Origin of the sequence: Synechococcus sp. RS9902 (assembly GCF_014279635.1) — a bacterium.
In the GTDB taxonomy this organism is placed as follows: domain Bacteria; phylum Cyanobacteriota; class Cyanobacteriia; order PCC-6307; family Cyanobiaceae; genus Parasynechococcus.
In genome coordinates this window covers 1,241,127-1,260,318 of the sequence record NZ_CP047949.1, presented here as the reverse complement: position 1 = coordinate 1,260,318, position 19,192 = coordinate 1,241,127, and the positions used below count along the sequence as shown (strand labels likewise).

Genomic DNA, 19,192 nt, shown 5'->3' with positions numbered 1-19,192 from the left:
CGAGCCCTCAACTTCAGGCCTGGAGGGCCTTGATCGAAGCGGTGGCTGGCAGATCACCAGAGGTGTTGCTGAAGCGCTCAAGGATGCGTTCAGCCATCTGCGCAGGAGTAAGGCCAAGAGCTTCCTTGCTCTGCTGCGGCGTGGCGTGATCAACCAGCTGGTCGGGGATGCCGATGCGCAACATCGACACATTGATGTCCTGATCGATCAACGACTCCAAAACCGCTGCGCCAAAACCACCGGGCAGGGCTCCCTCTTCCATGGTGACCACGCGGGGGATGCGACGTGCCAAAGGATGGATCAGCGCCTGATCCAGGGGCCTCAGGAAGCGCGCGTTGATCACGGTGGTGGAGAGACCGGCTTCCTCCAGAAGCGTTGCTGTGGCGAGGGCCGGAGCCACCATCGAGCCGTAGGCCACGATCATCAGATCGTCGCCTTCCCGCAGCAGTTCACCGCGGCCGATCGGCAGCGATTCCCAACCCTCTTCCATCAAGGGCACGCCTTCCCCGGAGCCCCGCGGAATCCGCAGCGCCGTGGGCCCGTCGTGCTGCAGGCAGGTCACCAGCATGCGCTGCAGCTCAGCCTCATCCTTCGGTGCCATCACCGTGAAGTTGGGAATGGCCCGCATGTAGCTGATGTCGTACTGACCCTGGTGGGTCGGCCCGTCGGCACCAACAATGCCGGCACGATCGAGCACGAAGGTGACCGGCAGCTTCTGGATGCCCACGTCGTGGATCAACTGGTCGTAGGCGCGCTGAAGGAAGGTGCTGTAGATGGCAACGACAGGACGCAACCCCTCGCAGGCCATGCCTGCCGCCAGGGTGACGGCATGTTGCTCAGCGATGCCCACATCCACGTACTGGTCCGGAACGGCCTTCTGAAGCAGATCGAGACCGGTACCGGTGGCCATGGCCGCGGTGATGCCGATCACCCGACTGTTCTGCTCACAGAGCTTGACCAGGGTCTGCCCAAACACCTTGCTGTAGCTGGGGGGCTTGGGTTTGGACGACGGAATCGCCTTGCCGGTGCCGAGATCAAAAGCCGATTGGGCGTGGTAGCCCACCTGATCGGCCTCGGCGTAGGGATAGCCCTTGCCCTTTTTGGTGACCACGTGCACCAGCACAGGGCCACCCTCGCGGTGAGCCGCCTGGAAGGTGCGCACCATTTCACCGATGTCGTGGCCGTCGATCGGCCCCATGTAGGTGAAGCCCAGTTCCTCGAACACGGCACCCACCTTGGGAACCGCGAGGCGACGCATGCTGCCCTTGAGGCGGTTGAGTTCCGCTGGAATCTCACCACCCATGAAGGGCAGATGCCGAACGCTTTCCTCAACACTCCCTGAGAGGAACTGCATCGGTGGGCTGAGCCGCGCACGGTTCAGCACGTTCGAGAGCGCACCAACCGGCGGAGAGATCGACATGTCGTTGTCGTTCAGCACCACCAGGAGCGGCGTGTTGGGAAGGTGTCCGGCGTGGTTGATGGCCTCCAGAGCCATGCCGCCTGTCAGGGCTCCATCACCGATGACGGCAACGCATTTGAACGACTCACCCCGGTTGTCCCGCGCCATGGCCATGCCCAGCGCCGCTGAGATGGAGGTGCTGGCATGACCCGCTCCGAAGTGGTCGAAATCGCTCTCTGTGCGTTTGAGGTAACCCGCCACCCCGTGCTGCTGGCGCAGGGAGTCGAAATCGTTGAACCGGCCGGTGATCAATTTGTGGGGGTAGGCCTGATGGCCCACATCCCAGATCACACGGTCATGGTCGAGATCCAGCGTCTGGTACAGCGCCAGGGTCAGCTCCACAACCCCCAGGCCAGGCCCCAGGTGGCCACCGCTGGTGGACACCACCTGCAGATGCCGCTCACGAATCTGCCGAGCCACGTCCTCAAGCTGGGCCGGGCTGAGTCCGTGCAGCTCATTCGGATGCTTCAGATCTCCGAGATGCATGCACTGCCAACTCCAATACGTGCAATCTACGGGAACCAACCCGGATCCTGTCTGGATCGAACCCTTGGAAGAATGGTGAGATGACCGACTACCTGCAGCGGATCCTGCGTGCCCGCGTCTACGACGTGGCGCGGGAAACCCCTTTGGATCCTGCACCCAATCTGAGCCGCCGGCTGAACAACACGGTCTGGCTGAAGCGTGAGGATCTCCAGCCGGTGTTCTCGTTCAAGCTGCGCGGCGCCTACAACCGCATGGCTCAGCTCAGCAAAGACGAGCTTGAGCGCGGTGTGATTGCCTCCAGTGCCGGGAACCATGCCCAGGGCGTCGCCCTGAGTGCCCAGCGGCTTGGCTGTCGGGCAGTGATCGTGATGCCAAGCACCACACCCGAGGTGAAAGTGCGCGCCGTGCGGGCCCTGGGTGGTGACGTGGTTCTCCATGGCGAGACCTACGACGAGTGCTCCGCGGAGGCGCATCGACGCTGCAAGGCCGAGGGGCTCACCTTCATTCACCCCTTCGACGATCCGGAAGTGATCGCAGGCCAGGGAACGATCGGCATGGAGATCATGCGCCAGGCCGAGCAGCCACCCAACGCGATCTATGTGGCCGTGGGTGGCGGTGGCCTGATCGCGGGCATCGCCGCCTACGTCAAACGGCTGTGGCCGGAAACGGAGGTGATCGGTGTGGAGCCGGTGGATGCCGATGCCCTGAGTCGCTCCCTCGAGCGAGAGCAGCGGGTGGAACTGGAACAGGTGGGGCTGTTTGCCGATGGTGTCGCCGTGAGAAAGGTGGGGGAACACACCTTTGCGCTGGCCCAGCAGTTCGTCGATCGCATGGTGCGGGTCGACACCGATGCAATCTGTGCCGCGATCAAGGACGTTTTTGAAGACACCCGTTCGATCCTTGAGCCCGCCGGTGCTCTGGCGGTGGCAGGACTCAAACAGGACGTGGCCGAGCGCCAGCTGGCGGGGCGCAATCTGGTGGCGGTGGCCTGCGGGGCCAACATGAATTTCGACAGGCTGCGCTTCATCGCCGAACGGGCTGAGCTCGGGGAAGAGCGCGAAGCAATGCTGGCCGTGGAGATTCCTGAATCACCCGGCAGCCTGAGGCGGCTTTGCGAACTGCTGCGGGAGCGAAGCCTCACGGAATTCAGCTACCGAATGACTGATGGCGCCTCGGCGCAGATCTTCATCGGTGTGCAGGTGAGCGATGACAACGACCGTGCCTCCCTGCTGGGCCAGCTGGAGCGTGGCGGCTTCCCCTGCCTCGATCTCAGCGACAACGAATTTGCCAAGGTTCACCTGCGCCACATGGTGGGCGGCCGTCTGCCGGCTTCAGCCCGCACGGCCTGTGCCGGCGAATGCAAAGAGCTGCTGTATCGCTTCGAATTTCCCGAACGCCCGGGTGCCTTGATGAGCTTCGTGGATGCTCTCCACCCCGGCTGGAGCATCAGCATCTTCCACTACAGAAACCATGGCGCTGACGTGGGGCGCATCGTTGTTGGCGTGCTGGTGCCGGAACAGGACATGCAGGGCTGGACCGAATTCCTCAATGCCCTGGGCTATCGCCACTGGGATGAAACCAACAACCCGGCCTATGGCCTGTTCCTCTGAGTTTCAGGGCGGTAACTTGAGTGCTCTCGAGGGGTTGTGATGACGTCTCCATCCCTGCCCACCCGGCTCGAGGCGATTCTTTATCTCAAGGGTCGGCCCGTCAGCATCGGTGAACTGGCCGAGCTGGCCGACGCCGACCGACGAAGCGTTGAAGAAGCCCTCGTCGCCCTGACGGCCTCCTACGCCCAGCGGGACAGTGCCCTGGAGGTCGTTGAACAGAGCGGTCGCTACGGGCTGCAGCTGCGCCCGGGCATGGGCGATCTGGTCAAAGACCTGCTGCCGGTGAACCTCTCCACAGCAACCCTTCGAACCCTCGCCACCATTGCCCTGAAGAAACGCATTCTTCAATCGGATCTTGTGGATCTGCGGGGCTCGGGGGCCTACGACCACATCAAGGAACTGCTGGCGCAGGACTTCATCGAACGGCGTCGTCAGAGCGAGGGGCGGTCCTATTGGCTTACCCTCACCGAAAAATTTCACCGCACCTTCTCCGTGCTTCCTGATCTTGGGGCAACCGATCTGACGGAAGCTGCATAAAGTCAGAGCAGATCAGCCTCCGTCATGGAATCTCTACCCGTCACCTTGCTTCAGGTGCTGTCCCAGACCCTGCAGATCTATTCCTTGGTGCTGATCGTGCGGGTTCTGCTGAGCTGGTTCCCGAATCTGGACTGGGGCAATCCGGTGCTCAGCAGCGTGAGTGCGATCACCGACCCTTACCTGAACGCCTTTAGGGGTTTGATCCCACCGCTGGGGGGCATTGACCTCTCCGCCATCCTGGCCTTCCTGGCCCTGAACCTGTTGCAGAGCCTGGTGGGGCAGTCGATCAGCGCCTTCTACATGTCGGGCTCCAGCTGGTGATCACTGCTGGTTGATGTCCCGTTCCAACGGAAGCAGGTCATCCTCGTCAACATCAACGCGGCTTCGAACCGGAGCATTGAATCCACGGGCACGGGGATTTTTGATCACAAACGGCCCTGGGGTTCCGGCCGGCACTGAGATTCGCAGGGCGAACGGGGAGTGACCAGGGTTCACATCCCCGATCGATCCCACCCGGGTTCTGTTGGGAAGAACCGGTTCACCACTGGCATCCAGGATCCGTGCATACACATCGGTGTCGATGACGCTGTTCTTGCTGCGGTTCTCAACGTCTCCCGTCAGCACATAACAGCTGGCACCAACCGGGCGGCTTAATTCAGGTTGATTGCCGGCATCCAGCTCTCCGCAGGGATCCAGGCGAACCTCACTGAGCTGCAGTTCAGCGGCGTCACAGGGGAGCGCCAGCCCCACCAGAAGGGGCAGGCAGAACAACACGGAAGCAAATCGACGGAGCATCAGGAGATCAACGTTGGTCACCACTGCCTCCGATGCGCCCACGGGCAGCCCGGCTCGACAGTTTCTGCAGGTTGGCGTCAGCCACCTCATTCAGGTCATAACCCAGTTCGCTGGCCAGCTGAGCCACGTACCAGAGCACATCTCCCAGCTCCAACTTGATCGCTTCGCAGGTGTCGGCGTCAAACACACCGCCACGGTCGCGAATCACCTTTTTCACCTTGTCGGCCACCTCGCCGGCTTCACCGGTCAAACCGAGAGTCGGATAGATGGGATTACGGCCCACATCCGGGTAGGCAGCCGTCTTTCGGGCGGCGTCCTGATAGGAATTCATCTCCATGGGGCCGGTTGGGAAACGCCCGGATGGTAGTTTCCGCAAGGATTTTCAGCCGCGATATGGGCCAGTTCGACCTGAACCGACGGACCAAGATCGTGGCCACCATCGGCCCTGCCACCGAGAGCCCGGAGCGGATCAAGGAGCTGGTGAAGGCTGGTGCCACCACCTTCAGGCTGAACTTTTCCCACGGGGACCACAGCGAACACGCCGCTCGCATCGCCACGATTCGTCAGGTGTCTGAGGAATTGGGGCAGACCATCGGCATCCTCCAGGACCTTCAGGGCCCGAAGATCCGGCTCGGGCGGTTCGCTGAGGGTCCGATCACCCTGGCCAACGGTGATCCGTTCACACTCACCTCACGGCCGGTGAGCTGCGACAAGACGATCGCAACGGTCACCTACGACAAGCTGGCAGACGAAGTCACCGCAGGAAGCCGGATCCTGCTCGACGACGGCCGCGTCGAGATGAAGGTCGACACCGTCGACAAAGCGCAGCAGACCTTGCATTGCACCGTCACCGTGGGCGGTGTTCTCTCCAACAACAAGGGCGTCAACTTCCCGGACGTTCAGTTGTCCGTTCGCGCCCTCACGGACAAGGACAAGACCGACTTGGCCTTTGGCCTCAGCCAGGGCGTGGACTGGGTGGCCCTCAGCTTCGTGCGCAATCCCTCCGACATGGAGGAGATTCGCGGACTGATCCGCGAACAGGGCCACGAGACCCCTGTGGTGGCGAAAATCGAAAAGTTCGAGGCCATCGATCAGATCGATTCGATCCTGCCGCTCTGTGACGGCGTGATGGTGGCCCGCGGTGACCTTGGCGTGGAGATGCCGGCCGAGGAAGTGCCGTTGCTGCAGAAGGAACTGATCCGCAAGGCCAACAGCCTGGGCATCCCGATCATCACGGCCACCCAGATGCTGGATTCCATGGCCTCCAGCCCCCGGCCCACCCGAGCCGAAGTCAGCGACGTGGCCAACGCCATCCTGGATGGAACCGACGCTGTGATGCTCTCCAACGAGACCGCGGTGGGGGATTTCCCCGTGGAGGCCGTTCAAACCATGGCCACCATTGCTCGCAGGATCGAGAAGGACTACCCCCAACGCTCGATCGACAGCCACCTGCCCAGCACCATTCCCAACGCCTTGAGCGGTGCGGTCAGCACCATCGCCAGCCAGCTCAATGCTTCCGCGATTCTCCCCCTCACCCGAAGTGGGGCCACAGCTCGCAACGTGAGCAAGTTCCGGCCTGCAGCACCAGTCCTTGCCATCACTCCTGATCGCACGGTTGCCTGTCGTCTGCAGCTGGTGTGGGGCGTGACACCGCTGGTGATTCCCCAGGGCGAACGCACCACGCAGACCTTCCAGGCGGCGATGGTCAAAGCCAAGGAGCTCGATCTGCTGAAGGAGGGTGATCTCGTGGTGCAATCCGCAGGCACGCATACCGGCGTTTCCGGATCCACAGATCTGGTCAAGGTGAGCATCGTTGGAAACGAAGCTGAAGCGACACTGATCTGAGCGACGCCCACACCATGAACCGGCGCATGCCCGCTACGGAAACGGTGCGGATGGCCCTGTCCACCCTGCGCAGCAACAGGCTGCGCAGCCTGCTCACGATGGTGGGCATCGTGATCGGCAACGCCTCGGTGATCACCCTTGTTGGGGTTGGACGGGGAGCGCAATTGCTGGCTGAAGGCCAGTTGAACAACCTCGGCGCCAATGTGTTGTTTGTGGTTCCGGGCAACACGAACGCCAGACGCCAAGGGGTTACGCGACCGAAAACGCTCGTGCTGGAAGATGCCGAAGCCATCGCCACCCAGGTTCCCAGCGTCAAGCGCGTGGCGCCCGTGATCAACACCAATCAGGTGGTGCAGGCCGGAGCCCGCAGCTCCACGGGTGCGGTCTTCGGCGCGACATCGGAGTTCCCCCCTGTGCGCGGATTCGACGTGGCCAAGGGCCGTTTCATCAACGCCAAGGACGTGGCCGGTGCGAAAGCCATCGCCGTGCTCGGCTCGGATCTACGCACCAAGTTGTTTCCCACTGGCTCAGCGATTGGCCAGCAGGTGCGCATCGGTAATCAAAGCTTTGAGGTGGTCGGCGTGATGGCCCCCAAAGGGGCCGTGTTCGGCAGCAACCAGGACGAAAACACCTACATCCCAATCACCACGATGGTGAACCGGATCACCGGTCGGGATCCGATTTATGGCGTCAGCCTCAACTCCATCAGTGTTGAAGCCAGGGATGAAAACAGCATCAACGCAGCCAGCTTTCAGATCAACAACCTGCTGAGGCAGCGGCACCGGATTCTTCGGGACGACGATTTCGTGGTGCGATCCCAGAAGGACGCTCTCACCATCGTGGGCACCATCACCGGAGGACTCACCCTGATGCTCGGGGCCATTGGTGGGATCTCCCTGCTGGTGGGAGGCATCGGGATCATGAACATCATGTTGGTGTCCGTCAGCGAACGCACCGAGGAGATCGGTCTGCGCAAAGCCCTGGGCGCCCGCAGCGGTGATGTTCTGCAGCAGTTTCTGGTGGAATCCCTGGTGCTTGCCAGCCTGGGCGGCGCCATCGGCACGCTGGCGGGTCTTGGAACCGTGAGCCTCGTGGCGGCGGTCACGCCCCTGCCAGCAACGATCGGCGCAACGATGGTGGTGGTCACCGTTGGACTCTCAGGATCCATCGGGCTGTTCTTCGGAGTTGTTCCAGCCCGACGCGCTGCAAAGCTCGACCCGATTGTTGCCCTGAGAAGCCTTTGATCAGGCCTCAGAAATCAGTCCAACTCCTTTACACTCGTTAACGAATTTTTTCGGCTCATGAATCAGCGCTGGCGCCTTCTTGCCCTCTGGCTGTTGCCAATCGGCGTCGTGTTGCTGATCGGCTGGCAGGTGGTGAGCAACGGAGGCATCAACGGCCTCAGCCAGGACAGCAATGGCACCACCGTCGCTCCCCGCAATGCCGCGGTGGCACGGATGAGCTACGGCCGCTTCCTCGATTACGTCGAGGCCGGTCGCGTCACAGCCGTCGACATCTACGACGGTGGCCGCAACGCCGTGATCGAAGCCGTCGATCCCGACCTCGACAACCGCGTTCAACGCCTGCGCGTTGACCTTCCTGGTCTGGCCCCTGAGCTGATCAACACGCTGAAGACCGAAGGCATCAGCTTTGATATTCATCCGCCCCGCACAGCACCTCCGGCCCTCGGCGTGCTGGGCAATCTGGCCTTCCCGCTGCTGCTGATCGGTGCCCTGATTTTCCTGGCCCGCCGGAACAGCAACATGCCTGGCGGCCCTGGCCAGGCCATGCAGTTCGGCAAAAGCAAAGCCCGCTTCATGATGGAAGCGGAGACCGGCGTCATGTTCGACGACGTGGCCGGCGTCACCGAAGCAAAGCAGGAACTCCAGGAAGTGGTCACCTTCCTGAAGCAGCCCGAGCGATTCACTTCAGTGGGTGCTCAGATTCCCCGCGGCCTTCTGCTGGTCGGCCCTCCCGGCACCGGCAAAACCCTTCTGGCCAAGGCCATTGCCGGTGAAGCTGGCGTTCCCTTCTTCTCCCTTTCTGGTTCTGAGTTCGTTGAGATGTTCGTTGGCGTGGGTGCCAGCCGCGTCCGCGATCTGTTCAAGAAGGCCAAGGAAAACAGCCCTTGCTTGATCTTCATCGACGAAATTGATGCCGTGGGCCGCCAGCGCGGTGCCGGCATCGGTGGAGGCAACGACGAACGCGAACAGACGCTCAACCAGCTCCTTACGGAGATGGATGGCTTCGAAGGCAACAGCGGCATCATCATCATTGCCGCCACCAACCGCCCCGACGTTCTGGACTCAGCTCTGATGCGTCCCGGCCGTTTTGACCGTCAGGTCACCGTGGACGCCCCCGACATCAAGGGCCGCCTGGCCATCCTCGATGTGCACTGCCGCAACAAGAAGCTCGAAGAGGAGCTGTCCCTCGAAAGCATTGCCCGCCGGACCCCTGGTTTCACCGGTGCTGATCTGGCCAACCTGATGAATGAGGCGGCCATCCTCACCGCCCGCCGCCGCAAGGAAGCCATCGGCTTGAGCGAGATCGACGACGCTGTCGATCGGATCATCGCCGGCATGGAGGGTCGTCCCCTCACCGACGGTCGCAGCAAGCGTCTGATCGCTTATCACGAAGTTGGTCATGCCCTGATCGGCACCATGGTCAAGGACCACGACCCTGTTCAGAAGGTCACCTTGATTCCCCGAGGTCAGGCCCAGGGCCTGACCTGGTTCTCCCCGGATGAGGAGCAAACCCTTGTCACCCGTGCCCAGCTCAAGGCACGCATCATGGGAGCCCTGGGTGGCCGTGCCGCAGAGGACGTGGTGTTCGGACACCAGGAAGTCACCACCGGAGCCGGTGGCGACATCCAACAGGTGGCGTCGATGGCCCGCAACATGGTGACCCGACTCGGCATGAGTGATCTCGGCCCTGTTGCCCTAGAGGGCGGCAGCCAGGAAGTGTTCCTGGGGCGCGACCTGATGTCACGCAGTGACGTGTCGGAATCGATCTCCCAACAGATCGATGTTCAAGTGCGCAACATGGTGAAGCGCTGTTATGACGAGACCGTGGAGATCGTGGCTGCCAACCGCGAAGCCATGGATCGCCTGGTGGAACTGCTGATCGAAAAGGAAACCATGGATGGTGATGAGTTCAAGGCTGTTCTGACTGAATTCACCGCTGTTCCTGAGAAAGACCGCACTGTCGTCACCCTCGACTGATTCTGGGTTCAGCAATAAAAAGCCTCCGTCTTGTTCAGACGAGGGCTTTTTTTATGGATTGGATTTGTTCTTGCGTCGTCGACAACGCTCGGAGCAGTACACAACCTCATCCCAGCAATTTCTCCAGGCTTTGCGCCACTCAAAGGGGCGCTCGCAGACCGGACAGATCTTGCTGGGACGGTTGGTTTTAGAGTTTCCCTTCTTCAAGCAACGGCCTGAACAGGACGCTTGTCGATCACCGAATCAATCAAGCCGTAGTTCACTGCTTCGGTGGGTGACATGAAAAAGTCACGGTCGGTGTCCTGCTGAATCCGATCAAGGGGTTGGCCGGTGCGATCGGACAGTTCCTTGTTGAGGCGATCCTTGAGGAAAAGGATTTCGTCTGCCTGAATGCGGATGTCGCTTGCTTGGCCTTGGGCACCACCCAAGGGCTGGTGAATCATGATCCGGGAGTGCTGCAGGCTGCTGCGCTTGCCCTTGGTGCCGGCACAGAGCAGGAAAGCTCCCATGCTTGCGGCGAGGCCCACACACACCGTGTGCACATCCGGTTTGATGTGCTGCATCGTGTCGAAGATGCCGAGGCCGTCGTAAACCGAACCGCCGGGAGAGTTGATGTAGAGGTAGATATCTTTCTCGGGATCCTCAGCTTCGAGGAACAACATCTGGGCCACGATCCGGTTGGCGGAGTCACTGGTAACAGCCTCACCGAGGAAGATGATTCGCTCGCGCAGAAGCCGGGAATAAATGTCAAAGGCCCTTTCTCCCCGGCCGGACTCCTCAATCACAATGGGGATCATCTGGGCATCAGCAGGGTCGGGTAATCCTAACGGCGATGTCTGCGGCGCTAGGGTTCCGGCCATTCATTCCTGGACTGCACGTTGGCCGCAAGTCAGACCATCGCCGACAGCAAACGAGCGTTTCATCAGGCCTTTCCCCACGTCATTGCGCCGCTGTACCGCCGCCTTGCTGATGAGCTGCTGGTGGAGCTGCATCTGCTGAGCCATCAAAGTCGGTTTGAAGCCAACGGGCTGTTCAGCGTTGGGCTCTGCACAGTGTTCGACACCTTCACCAAGGGCTATCGGCCTGAAGCGCAGACCGAGACACTGTTCAGTGCCCTGTGCAGCAGCAATGGCTTTGACGCAGCAAAGCTGCGCAAAACCAACGCCTCTCTGGTGGATCAGGCCAAAGGGAAGGATCTCGAAAGCCTCAAAAGCTTGCTGTCATCCCACAGCCTCAACGAGGGCAGCCACTACTCGCGTTTGATGGCCGTTGGACTGATGAGCCTGCTCAAGGCGGCTGCAGCGGATGCCACCGTTACGGACACCGAGGCCATCGTCAAACAGAGCAAGGAACTTGCTGAGGGACTCGGTTTACCCACCGATCGCGTTGAGAAGGATCTAACGCTGTTTGGCTCCAACAGTGAACGGATGGATCAGGCCGTTGAACTGGTGGAAGAGACCATCGCTGCCGAGAAGCGCAAGAAGGAACGTCGCTTGGAAGAGCAGGCTCAACGCAAGTCCAGCTGAAGCCGAAGCCATCCGGGCTGGTGCTGCTTCGGCAGTGCCGTCATCTCAAGCTCCAGTTGAGGTGCCTTGCCAACCACCCGCGGCCAGCCCGGTCCGAGCCACCCCAACCGAGCCAATTGATCCGGTCGTGCGCGAAAGCGAAGCTGCTGTTGGCCCATGCGTTTCAGCGGATTGCTGCGGAGGTTCGGGGCATCCCCCAGGGCCAGCAGCAACTCCACCTGACCTCGGAGTGCAGGACCCAGTGACCAACCACCTTGCGGATGACCCTGGGGATCCAACCAAACAACGGCCTCATGGTTTGAGGGCCGACCATCGGGAGACAACAGGGGACGTTCAACCCGTTGAAACCCGCGCTTCAACAAGGCGGTGGCAACGGCATCAAGACTTCGCTTGGTCATGTCGATCTCACCAGCAGCCAGCATCAACCTGGCTTGAATCGCAGCCTGGAAACGACCACCCTCCAGCACATCCACCCGCACAAGGACAGGTGCCTTGAGCAGAACGTCGCGCAACTGCTTCGGCAGGCCATAGCGGTTGTCGAGTTGTTGGGCGAACAGTGAATTGTTGAACAAGGATCCCAGCAGCGGCTGCAGGGAAACGCTGTTGAGCTCCAGGTAAGCCGAAGGCGGATCGAAGCGAACGACATCGGCGTGGTGTTCCGGGTGGTGAGCCTGCAGGGACTCGAAAGGTCTGGAGGCCACAGGCCCTTCAGCCATCAGACGATCGCCCCGCAGCGCAACACGCAGACAGCCATGCGACACGCTCGCCAAAGCGGGAAAAAGCGAACCGCTGATCGAAGCCAAGCCTGAGGGTTGCCACTGGACGGCTGATCCGCTGGTCAACAGCCGTAAGCAGCGCTGTTCCAGGGCCGAAGGCTCCCGTCGCTTCAGCGACGGAAGTTGTTCAAAACTACTGCGGTGCAGTTCATCAGCAAACAGCAGCTCCAGGGCAGACGAATGCGATGCGGACGGAAGAGCCATAAGAGGTTGACCGTCGTCCAGCCAGATCAGCCACCAGGTGCCGTGACCATGACGGCCCCAGCGAGCAGGAGCTTCCGAAAAACCAAGCCGCTGCTGCCAGAGCTTCGGCACCGGTGCGGTGGGGTCCGCCTCAAAACTCAGAACCAACCGTGCCCGCCGACTGATCTCAAACAGCTCTGCTGTTCCACGGCGATTCAAGGAAGGCGTCTTCAGGCTGGAGGTGCCCAGTAGCAGGGCGGACAAAAAAAGCACAACCCCAGGAGAAGGGCTGTGCAGGGCTGAAGTCCAATTTGACGTCGGACGGACGCAATCAGGAGGATGACTTGGTTGAACCTTGACGGCGTCGACGGTCCCTCCATTCGATCGTTGAGAGATAGATCACGGCAACGCTGACGAAGACAAGAAGCACAGCTGCCGTGACCGCCAGGGTCTGGCTGAGAAGGGGTGCGTCTTGAAGCACAGATTCGATCAGAAGTTCAAGGTGCCGTCACCATTGCGTCCCCAGACAACCATGGCGATGGAGAAACTGAACATGGCGGCCAAGGACGCCCAACCCAGAGTGAACAACATGCGCTTGACCACTTGACTGTAGGGATCCTACCTAGGGTTGAACACCTTTTCGTCCGCCCGAAGGCATCTGTCATGACCAGCTCCAGCCCAGGTTCATCAGCAGTGCTGGAGCGTCAGGGAACAACACAGCGCTACCCCCAGGCTCGCGTGATCGTTCTGGACGACGATGTGAACACCTTCCAGCACGTGGTGGATTGCCTGCGCAAGATCATTCCCGGCATGAGTGAGGACAAGGCATGGAACCTCGCCAACAAGATTGATGGGCAGGGTGCGGCTGAAGTTTGGTGCGGCCCCCTGGAGCAGGCCGAGCTGTACCACCAGCAGCTTCAGGCCGAGGGCTTAACGATGGCCCCTCTGGAACGCTGCTGAGTCAGGCCGCCGGCTTACGGCTGGCTTTGGTGAGGCGCAGCAGATCAGCCACCTGCAAACGCTGCAGCTGCTCGTCCATCACGAAACGCACCACCCGGCCAGGGCACAAGGCCAGGCCCCGAACCTCCGTTCCGTGCACCTCAGCGGTGAGCATGCGGGCCTGGGGGCCGCAGGCATCTTGCAGCGGTCCGCTGATCACGTGGCGGAGAGCGTCTACTGATTTCAGCATCACAGCCCCGGAGCGCTCTCTCTGGCATAGCCAAAGTGGCTAACTTTCACCAGTTCTAGGGTTTTCGTTCAGCTTTGGGCCGGGTCGTCATCACCCACAGCACCTATGTGGACGGCTTGATCCCATGGCTGAAGGCCCTGTCCCACGAGACGGAGATCCAGACGATCACCCCTGCCGTCATCAGGCGGGTGCGTGGCCGCAGTCCTGAACTGCAGCTGAGGGTGTCCACCCCGATCACAGGGGGATACAAGCTGGTGGCCCGCAAGGGGACATCCGCTCAGGAAGTCTTTGTGGTGACGTCGATGAGTCGGCCAGACCTGGAACAGGCCGTCCTGCATCACCGACCCTGAAGGCGATTGCCTGACTCAAACCCAGCAGCACGACAGGCCTGAGGATAACCATCGGCAACGCTGGGATCTCGGGCACAGAGTTCAGCCCAATCGGATCGGCGGAAACATTGGGGAAGGATGGCCCGGCATGCGACTTCAGCGTCATCCGGCAAAAAGGTGACAGCGTCAGCCGCGGGGCTGCCGAAACAACCCACAAGCAGTGCGCTTGCCACCAGGCCGAAAACAGATGAAAAGAAAGAAACCAGCACAGAAGGATGAACAGTGAGGCGATGCGGGAAAGTGATTCTCAACAACACCGACAGCCAACCAACTCAATGGGAGAACGAAATGGGTTCCCTCAATCCATGCAAAGTTGCATCAAGAAGTGGGATCAAAAAGTGACATCAACCAGCGGCATCAATCATTAGAGTCAGATGCAGGAATCTTGAATTCCATGAACAGCGCTTCCGCATCAGCATAATCTTTCTTTTCGCGCAAATAAAAGACCTGAGCTTTCCACCAATCCCAGGTTTCCATTTGGATCAGTTCGTCCAGGCGTGGATCACGCATCTCAGCACTGCAACCAAACAAACGCTAAGAACAGGCAAAGGGCTGACAAGCTTTGTTCACACAGCCGTAAGCATCATCGACTACACAACTGCACAGGGGTAGCCTTGAAGGCTGCAGCGATCGATCCATGCCCCTCGAAATTGCCGTCAAACAAGGGCAACAAACGATGGAGAGCATGGGCAGTTTCGACGACCTCGAAGACGCTTTGACCGAATTCAACGAATTGATCAACCGTCGAAACTGGCATCAGAGCGTGACCACCATCTCGCTGACCGACACCGATCAAAACAAATGCCTCGCCCAGTACGCGCTCCAGGAGTTCAACCACTCCGAAAACTAGCTCCACCAAAAATCTCCACTCCAACCCAGACGAACGTATCTAGAGTGCAATAAGAGGGAAAAATTTCAGCATGAATGGCAAACTACTGGTGATCGGCATCGGCTCATTCTTCCTTCTATTTTTTGTGGTCGAGTCTTGGTTGATGAGGGGCCTACCCCACTGAGCAAAGTTGGAACCTTTTAAAGCAGGATCAAGAGAGAAGGTAAGAAAATCCCACCCAGTGAATCAAGCCAGGAAACAACTTTCAGGATATTGGCGCACAAATTTGAAGATATTGATTTGATGATTGTTTGGAAGATTTCCAAGACATCTTCCAAATTCAACAAGCAAAGAGGGTGAACCGCCATGCCGTGCGAGCCCCAGTGGTCGACCTGGAAGAACCAGAAGGGGCAGAAAACCTAATCACAGCCTTAATACATGGATGTGACATGAGACTGTGGGGGTCGTTGTGGGGGACCGATGCCTTAAGGAAGGCGCAATGGAGTGCCTCCTGCGGTTGGCACGTCGATGAATCAGCCGTCGTCGTTGCTCTTGTCTTCCGGCAGCTGGGTGAATGCAGGTGTCTTCGCCTTACTGCTGAAGATCACCTTTGCGATGACAAATGCAATTGCCAGGACGGACAGCAGAAAGCCAATCAGCCCCATTGCCGATCAGTCTTTAACTTCAGCCTTCTTGTTACCTTTATGAGGAGCCTCCATGAAGGTTTGCTCAGCTGTTCCGCCGTTGTGATGGTATGCATTTGTAAGGTCTACTGGAACCGGTCATGTCGGATTTCGTCTTAGTCAGCTTTAGGTGAAGCGATGGCGCAATGTGAAACAGCCATCTGCCTCATGATTACTGCTATTGCACTCTGATTTTTAAATGCGCGATACACAGAAAGCTGTTTGTTCAGCTGTTGACATTCGTTCTTTTGGGCGTCCATAAACAATTAAATTTTCGTTATACATATCATGACGTTGACATGCGTAAAAATTATGTGCCAAGTGTCACCAAATCTAGGTACTGAGTATTTATTACTGCGAACACCTAAGCGTGCGCATAAAAACTCATAGCGATTTTGGTGTATATATTACAACAAAGATTCGTGAAATATGCATTAACATATGAAAGTTACAATAAAACCAATGGGACTCACTATTCCTGCACTTTCAATCGGTGCAATCTTCTGCATATTCCTTCACCTTCTGCTAGGCGGCATATTTGCTTAAGCACTAAACATTCCCAACTTTGAGATACGGCTGAAATAAGGGGCAGAGATCCTGGCGACGCTTGTCCGAATGATTTTACTTTTTGCCCATAAAGTCATCATCTGCTTCTGTCATGGATACTTCGTCATCATGAAAAGAGCATCTATACAAGAGATTCTCTATTCGAGAGACATCCATGTCGCGATCTGCGACCTCTTGCCATAAATAAATTTCCTGAAATCTATTTCCAAGATAGAATTGCGCTTCGGAAATATCCCTCGTTATTTTAAAATAAGCAGATTGCTCCTTCGCACTCGTTGAAATGTAAGTCAGGATTTTCCTTCTGACTGACTGCAGTGTCGCCATAGTTGACCTCGACATCTGCTCATATTTTAGTAGCAACGGCTACAAAATCAATTGGTTTTTATGCGGGTCAATATGGCTCTGTTGCCCAGCCGCACAAGACTTTCAGTCTGTCCGGGCTACACGAAAGCTTGTTGAGTGAGGAAAGCTGTATCCATGCTCCATTTCCTCAAGCTGCTCTTCAGCCAGGTAGAGACTGCGAGCGACGAAGCACGATTGCTCGCTATCGCAAACCAAAAACTTGCCGCTTTCGACTCTTTGTATGGATGAGCCACGTGGAGTTTGAGTAATCAGCACTGCTAATGCCACTTTGTTTTTGAGAACATATCTTGGTTATGGCCTCGGTGATGGAAGTCGGGGTGTAACGAAGGCCACAGGTTGCTGATTTTCCCGCATAAACCTCCACGCGCTGCCAACCTCGTCGCCTATGAGGGCTTGAGGGAAATCGATTTGAGCGAAATGGGCCGTTGAAGGACATATCGCCCACCTTCGATCAGAGGAGATCCGAAGTAATGGCGAAAATGCATCAGTTATCACTTGATCATCGTCAGTGTCTAGTTACATCAAGGATATTGGTAGGAGATCTGATGGAGATTCATCTTCACCACGCTCAATCACTCGGCGAACTCATCCTTAATGGACGACACAAGCCTTTTCGTGCACTGGCTTGTCCATCAAAGCCAGCAGTGCTGAAAGACGAGCGACAAGTCAGGAGTAGGCAACACCACACTCCCTATTGACTAGTACTTGACCAGTTCAGATCCCTTAACGCAGTAGACCACTTCATCTGGGGCGAGTTCATGGACTACACGGTATGTATCCAAGGTTGCAATTGCCTTGCGACGAGCGCCTATCCAGGCCTTGAGCTCATTTTTATAGTTCTGTTCCAGAATCCATTCACGGCCTACCCCTCGGCGTTCGACGAAATACATGCCGAGCTTGATTCTTGCTTTGAAGCCAAAATTAGACACGTGCTGCGGTTGTGTGTCTCCTTTTGATCATTCCAGGACACGCATCGAGGGATGGGTATCAAGTAATGCGTCGTCAGCTTCCTCGATAGAGTTACGACGGAGGTGCCTATGGTTATTTGCATCGGCCAGGGCAGCGGGGTCACCTACGTGCAGACGGTGGCTTCGTTCGTCCTAAATGAGGTTCCTATCTTTTCCAGGTCTTGAATTTGTAAGGAACTCTGTCCAGTAATCGTTCGGGCTTCCACCTCAGCCGTTTTGTCGACCGTCTCCGTCTCTTTGACATCTTAAGTGGTTGCTTCAGCTGATTTGGACTTGCTTTAAGAGCAACCGCCAGCGTTGGCGACGTCAGGCTTGAAATTTCCCTTGGGGGCAACCTCAGGCAGCCTCAATAGATCCAGCTCCATCGTCGGGGAAGGCCCAAGGCTCTTCAGTTTCTTTTGCTCTGCGCTTCTGCCAAGCCTCAAAGCTGTCCTCCTCTTGCTGCTCAAGAAGCGGTTGATCGGCTGGATGGATACCCATGTCGGCAGCCTATGAGATTTCTTCGGTCGTAGAAAAAGTCTCAACTTTCCTCAGGAGCCCAGCCGATTTCCTTCTGCCACGTTGGAGCTGCGAACTCAGATCAGCCTGGAACGTCCCAGAAACTCAACGATGGTCCACTCACCAAACGACATGCCTGTCCAGTTGGTAGCTCTCTTGTTCGGGCTGCCTTTGGGACGTTCCAAGCGAACGGCTTGAAATCCTGCCCACAAAGATGGCAGCGATCGGTGGGACGCCCAACGTGATCGACGTCGCGCGCAAAGATTTCTTTCGCGGTCTCTTGATACCCCAACGCTTATCCAAATAAGAGCTACGACAGGGGTCAATGGGTCTCATCTTGTGTCCCAGGTCTCAAGCTTTGACGAAGAGGAAGCGGGAATTCCGCCTCTGAAATTCGAGCTAGGGCTCGAGGGGAAGGAGGCAGAGGTTTTGACTCGGTATGTATGGGGGAGGATCGTGCTCCTGATTGAGAGCGGCAAAGAGCCCGAAGCAGCCGCACTCCTTGAGGAGTTCGACGAGCCTTTGCCCTGTATCGACATTTGAATCATCCAAAAAGAAACCCCGGAAAGGTCTCCGGGGTCTTAAATCCTTTCGTCTGATCCCCATCACCCGGCAGGATGCGACAAAAATAGCCCTACTAGATACATTTCTGCCACTACCTGGATTTAACGATTGTGTGATGAGGGCCTAAACCGGGCTCATTGACACCACATCTGGGGGCTGGTCAGCCCAAAAAAGCTGCGCCATATTTGAATTCCCCCATCACCCGGCCCGTTGTGCACGTCACACCGGGTTTTTTTATGCCCTGATGCACTAGGGGTGGTGCTTTGAGTGTTTGGTGCGACCCAAAGGCGCAGTTTGGAATCCTGCATCCTGTGGATAAAGGACGCTTTGCCGCCTGTCTCAAAGAGTTGAGACCTTTTTTATGCGCCAACGATGGCAGCGATCGGTGGAACGCCCAATGTGATTGACCTTTAGCCCCTACGAGTTACCTGCCTCTAGGGCCATCACTTGATCCATTCTCTTTTCCTCGGCAGTGAGGAAATCGGCCCACATCCCTATTAAGAAGCTCAGAGTCGCTAATGCCTGAACCTGCTCTTTCGAGCCAGGACGGGTGTATTTGAAGTCCATGAACATGCGGTCAGCGGCTGATCGCTGTTCTTGGCATCGGGCATCAATTGACATGGTCAGGCCTCGAGTTACGCCACGGTAACTATATTTCGTTACATTCCGCAATGAACTCGCTGCTGAGCCCTCGCGTCGATCTC

23 protein-coding genes are annotated in these 19,192 nt (G+C 58.0%); 11 read left to right on the top strand and 12 right to left on the bottom strand.

Going from position 1 to position 19,192, the window contains the following annotated elements:
- Nucleotides 1-13 precede the first annotated feature (13 nt).
- Nucleotides 14-1,945 carry a 1-deoxy-D-xylulose-5-phosphate synthase gene (dxs, locus tag SynRS9902_RS06950; RefSeq protein WP_115082331.1) on the bottom strand — a complete coding sequence of 644 codons (1,932 nt, stop codon included), beginning with the start codon at nucleotides 1,943-1,945 and terminating at the stop codon, nucleotides 14-16.
- Between the two features lie 80 nt (nucleotides 1,946-2,025).
- Here dxs and ilvA point away from each other — a divergent pair, with 80 nt between their 5' ends.
- Genes ilvA through SynRS9902_RS06935 form a run of 3 tightly spaced genes read left to right on the top strand, consistent with a single transcriptional unit; the run spans nucleotide 2,026 to nucleotide 4,413 of the window.
- Nucleotides 2,026-3,555 carry a threonine ammonia-lyase, biosynthetic gene (ilvA, locus tag SynRS9902_RS06945; RefSeq protein WP_186508461.1) on the top strand — a complete coding sequence of 510 codons (1,530 nt, stop codon included), beginning with the start codon at nucleotides 2,026-2,028 and terminating at the stop codon, nucleotides 3,553-3,555.
- Between the two features lie 39 nt (nucleotides 3,556-3,594).
- Nucleotides 3,595-4,092 carry an SMC-Scp complex subunit ScpB gene (scpB, locus tag SynRS9902_RS06940; RefSeq protein ID WP_115009114.1) on the top strand — a complete coding sequence of 166 codons (498 nt, stop codon included), beginning with the start codon at nucleotides 3,595-3,597 and terminating at the stop codon, nucleotides 4,090-4,092.
- A gap of 24 nt (nucleotides 4,093-4,116) precedes the next feature.
- A complete protein-coding gene (locus SynRS9902_RS06935) occupies nucleotides 4,117-4,413 on the top strand; it encodes a YggT family protein (protein WP_114989255.1) in 297 nt (98 codons plus the stop codon).
- Here SynRS9902_RS06935 and SynRS9902_RS06930 read toward each other — a convergent pair whose 3' ends face one another.
- The gene (locus tag SynRS9902_RS06930; protein ID WP_186510571.1) at nucleotides 4,414-4,887 is read right to left on the bottom strand and encodes a hypothetical protein; all 474 of its coding nucleotides are present in this window, start codon (nucleotides 4,885-4,887) and stop codon (nucleotides 4,414-4,416) included. It abuts the gene before it with no gap.
- Between the two features lie 7 nt (nucleotides 4,888-4,894).
- On the bottom strand, nucleotides 4,895-5,224 hold the full coding sequence (locus SynRS9902_RS06925; protein WP_186508459.1) for a nucleoside triphosphate pyrophosphohydrolase family protein: 330 nt from the start codon (nucleotides 5,222-5,224) through the stop codon (nucleotides 4,895-4,897).
- A 56-nt stretch (nucleotides 5,225-5,280) separates the two neighbouring features.
- Between SynRS9902_RS06925 and pyk the strand changes: the two genes are divergently transcribed.
- Genes pyk through ftsH form a run of 3 tightly spaced genes read left to right on the top strand, consistent with a single transcriptional unit; the run spans nucleotide 5,281 to nucleotide 9,953 of the window.
- The gene (pyk, locus tag SynRS9902_RS06920) at nucleotides 5,281-6,732 is read left to right on the top strand and encodes a pyruvate kinase (protein ID WP_186508457.1); all 1,452 of its coding nucleotides are present in this window, start codon (nucleotides 5,281-5,283) and stop codon (nucleotides 6,730-6,732) included.
- Nucleotides 6,733-6,746: 14 nt separating this feature from the next.
- Nucleotides 6,747-7,976 carry an ABC transporter permease gene (locus SynRS9902_RS06915; RefSeq protein ID WP_115009117.1) on the top strand — a complete coding sequence of 410 codons (1,230 nt, stop codon included), beginning with the start codon at nucleotides 6,747-6,749 and terminating at the stop codon, nucleotides 7,974-7,976.
- 57 nt (nucleotides 7,977-8,033) lie between these two features.
- Nucleotides 8,034-9,953: an ATP-dependent zinc metalloprotease FtsH gene (ftsH, locus tag SynRS9902_RS06910; RefSeq protein WP_186508455.1), complete on the top strand. Its 1,920-nt coding sequence runs from the start codon at nucleotides 8,034-8,036 to the stop codon at nucleotides 9,951-9,953.
- A gap of 51 nt (nucleotides 9,954-10,004) precedes the next feature.
- On the opposite strand, the gene SynRS9902_RS06905 is transcribed toward ftsH, so the two are convergent.
- Both SynRS9902_RS06905 and clpP read right to left on the bottom strand, forming a co-directional pair.
- Nucleotides 10,005-10,160 carry a DUF2256 domain-containing protein gene (locus SynRS9902_RS06905; protein ID WP_186508453.1) on the bottom strand — a complete coding sequence of 52 codons (156 nt, stop codon included), beginning with the start codon at nucleotides 10,158-10,160 and terminating at the stop codon, nucleotides 10,005-10,007.
- Nucleotides 10,157-10,750: an ATP-dependent Clp endopeptidase proteolytic subunit ClpP gene (gene clpP, locus SynRS9902_RS06900; RefSeq protein WP_114989260.1), complete on the bottom strand. Its 594-nt coding sequence runs from the start codon at nucleotides 10,748-10,750 to the stop codon at nucleotides 10,157-10,159. Before clpP ends, SynRS9902_RS06905 begins: the two co-directional genes overlap by 4 nt.
- A gap of 81 nt (nucleotides 10,751-10,831) precedes the next feature.
- On the opposite strand from clpP, the gene psb29 reads away from it, so the two are divergent.
- Nucleotides 10,832-11,479, top strand: a complete 648-nt coding sequence (psb29, locus tag SynRS9902_RS06895; protein ID WP_186508451.1) for a photosystem II biogenesis protein Psp29 — start codon at nucleotides 10,832-10,834, stop codon at nucleotides 11,477-11,479.
- On the opposite strand, the gene SynRS9902_RS06890 is transcribed toward psb29, so the two are convergent.
- The 3 genes from SynRS9902_RS06890 to petN are packed head-to-tail and all read right to left on the bottom strand — an operon-like array spanning nucleotide 11,461 to nucleotide 13,029.
- The gene (locus SynRS9902_RS06890; RefSeq protein ID WP_186508449.1) at nucleotides 11,461-12,711 is read right to left on the bottom strand and encodes a hypothetical protein; all 1,251 of its coding nucleotides are present in this window, start codon (nucleotides 12,709-12,711) and stop codon (nucleotides 11,461-11,463) included. The two genes, psb29 and SynRS9902_RS06890, sit on opposite strands and share 19 nt — an antisense overlap.
- Before the next feature lie 58 nt (nucleotides 12,712-12,769).
- On the bottom strand, nucleotides 12,770-12,919 hold the full coding sequence (locus SynRS9902_RS06885; RefSeq protein ID WP_006851420.1) for a hypothetical protein: 150 nt from the start codon (nucleotides 12,917-12,919) through the stop codon (nucleotides 12,770-12,772).
- A gap of 8 nt (nucleotides 12,920-12,927) precedes the next feature.
- Entirely contained in the window at nucleotides 12,928-13,029 is a 102-nt protein-coding gene (gene petN / locus SynRS9902_RS06880) for a cytochrome b6-f complex subunit PetN (protein ID WP_011364412.1), read from the bottom strand.
- 72 nt (nucleotides 13,030-13,101) lie between these two features.
- On the opposite strand from petN, the gene clpS reads away from it, so the two are divergent.
- Nucleotides 13,102-13,398 (top strand): ATP-dependent Clp protease adapter ClpS, encoded by a 297-nt coding sequence (clpS, locus tag SynRS9902_RS06875; protein WP_114989263.1) that lies wholly within the window; start codon nucleotides 13,102-13,104, stop codon nucleotides 13,396-13,398.
- A 1-nt stretch (nucleotide 13,399) separates the two neighbouring features.
- Here the strand turns inward: clpS and SynRS9902_RS06870 are convergent, their stop codons facing one another.
- Nucleotides 13,400-13,627: a hypothetical protein gene (locus SynRS9902_RS06870; RefSeq protein ID WP_114989264.1), complete on the bottom strand. Its 228-nt coding sequence runs from the start codon at nucleotides 13,625-13,627 to the stop codon at nucleotides 13,400-13,402.
- 74 nt (nucleotides 13,628-13,701) lie between these two features.
- On the opposite strand from SynRS9902_RS06870, the gene SynRS9902_RS06865 reads away from it, so the two are divergent.
- The gene (locus SynRS9902_RS06865; RefSeq protein ID WP_186508448.1) at nucleotides 13,702-13,977 is read left to right on the top strand and encodes a DUF2103 domain-containing protein; all 276 of its coding nucleotides are present in this window, start codon (nucleotides 13,702-13,704) and stop codon (nucleotides 13,975-13,977) included.
- On the opposite strand, the gene SynRS9902_RS06860 is transcribed toward SynRS9902_RS06865, so the two are convergent.
- Together SynRS9902_RS06860 and SynRS9902_RS06855 are read right to left on the bottom strand one after the other, a co-directional pair.
- Nucleotides 13,965-14,189, bottom strand: coding sequence for a hypothetical protein (locus tag SynRS9902_RS06860; protein WP_186508446.1), 225 nt, complete (start codon nucleotides 14,187-14,189; stop codon nucleotides 13,965-13,967). The two genes, SynRS9902_RS06865 and SynRS9902_RS06860, sit on opposite strands and share 13 nt — an antisense overlap.
- A 184-nt stretch (nucleotides 14,190-14,373) precedes the next feature.
- Complete coding sequence (locus SynRS9902_RS06855; RefSeq protein ID WP_170950607.1) at nucleotides 14,374-14,526, bottom strand: hypothetical protein; 153 nt, start codon at nucleotides 14,524-14,526, stop codon at nucleotides 14,374-14,376.
- Nucleotides 14,527-14,653: 127 nt separating this feature from the next.
- Between SynRS9902_RS06855 and SynRS9902_RS06850 the strand changes: the two genes are divergently transcribed.
- On the top strand, nucleotides 14,654-14,866 hold the full coding sequence (locus SynRS9902_RS06850; protein ID WP_186508444.1) for a hypothetical protein: 213 nt from the start codon (nucleotides 14,654-14,656) through the stop codon (nucleotides 14,864-14,866).
- A 512-nt stretch (nucleotides 14,867-15,378) separates the two neighbouring features.
- Here SynRS9902_RS06850 and SynRS9902_RS13660 read toward each other — a convergent pair.
- Entirely contained in the window at nucleotides 15,379-15,510 is a 132-nt protein-coding gene (locus SynRS9902_RS13660) for a hypothetical protein (protein ID WP_255446059.1), read from the bottom strand.
- 2,753 nt (nucleotides 15,511-18,263) lie between these two features.
- On the opposite strand from SynRS9902_RS13660, the gene SynRS9902_RS06835 reads away from it, so the two are divergent.
- Nucleotides 18,264-18,467 carry a hypothetical protein gene (locus tag SynRS9902_RS06835; protein ID WP_186508440.1) on the top strand — a complete coding sequence of 68 codons (204 nt, stop codon included), beginning with the start codon at nucleotides 18,264-18,266 and terminating at the stop codon, nucleotides 18,465-18,467.
- Nucleotides 18,468-19,192: the final 725 nt, after the last annotated feature.